The following is a 1,098-nucleotide window of genomic DNA, read 5'->3' as shown; positions in this document are numbered from 1 at the left end:
GGAGTGCCCCGATAAGTCCCTCTGCTGCGGCATAGTGTGATACACTGGTGTAAGGCCCACTCCTGTGACGTGCGCCTTGTGGGCCGACAAAGGACCTAGTCCGTGACCAAGCCGGCATCACCGATCAGGCGCCGCCTCGCTGCCATCTTCTGCGCGGACGTGGCAGCCTATGCACGCCTTATGAGTATCGACGAGACAGGAACCCTGTACCTCCTCAACGCTCACAATGAGGTGCTGAACCGGCAGATCACCCAGCATAACGGCCGGACCGCCAACACCGCCGGGGACAGCATCGTGGCCGAGTTCCCCAGCGCGGTCGACGCCGTCCGATGCGCCCTGGACGTCCAGGAGCGTATTGCCGCCGTCAATGAAGACGTTCCCCAGGAGCGACGGGTCGTGTTCCGGATCGGAGTGCACGTTGGCGAGGTCATGATCCGCAATGGCGATATCTTCGGCGACGGTGTCAACATTGCCGCCCGCATGGAGAAGCTGGCCCAGCCAGGGCTTATTTGCCTGTCAGGAACGGCCCATGAATATGTCCGGAGGGTGCTACCGCTGAATTACGATGATCTTGGGCCACAAGTCATCAAGAACCTCAGCACTGCCATTCAAGCCTACATGATACACCCCTCCACGAGCGTGCTGTCGCGGACTTTGCCACCCGTCCACCGCCACAACGAGTTCAACCTGGGGCGGCGCTTCGACCGGGTCCTCACGACGGAGCTGACCGAGATAACCAAGCCCGAGAGGCTCACGGTAGTCGACCCTGCCATCTTTGCATCCCTTCACGATGCGCCCGGCATCACGGAACGCCGTCTAGCCGAGCGGATTGGATGCGACCTCGCGATAGTTCAGCGGATGGTGAAGCACCTGGAGCATCGAGAGTTGATTTGCCGGTCACCAGGAGCAGGGAAACACCCGCGCCTGTTCAGCCTGACGCCGGCGGGGCTGGAACTCTACACGCGGCTGCATCCTGCGATCCTCGCGGTGCGGGATCGGGTCATGGCCACCCTCTCGGAGCAAGAACGCGCATCTCTCCAAGAAATGCTAGGGCGGGTTATCAGCGCCAACGAAGCTCGGCGAGCGTCGCATTAGAGC

At 61.7% G+C, this 1,098-nt stretch carries 1 protein-coding gene; it reads left to right on the top strand.

Translation table 11 applies throughout. The features are described from left to right. The first annotated feature begins 102 nt into the window (after nt 1–102). Nucleotides 103–1,095, top strand: a complete 993-nt coding sequence (locus VB672_RS22550; protein WP_329786433.1) for an adenylate/guanylate cyclase domain-containing protein — start codon at nt 103–105, stop codon at nt 1,093–1,095. The last annotated feature ends 3 nt before the right edge of the window (nt 1,096–1,098 follow it).

It is taken from the genome of Microvirga sp. CF3016, from assembly GCF_036314085.1.
GTDB lineage: Bacteria > Pseudomonadota > Alphaproteobacteria > Rhizobiales > Beijerinckiaceae > Microvirga.
Note: the sequence above shows the minus strand (reverse complement) of the source record. Positions and strands in the feature narration are given on the sequence as shown.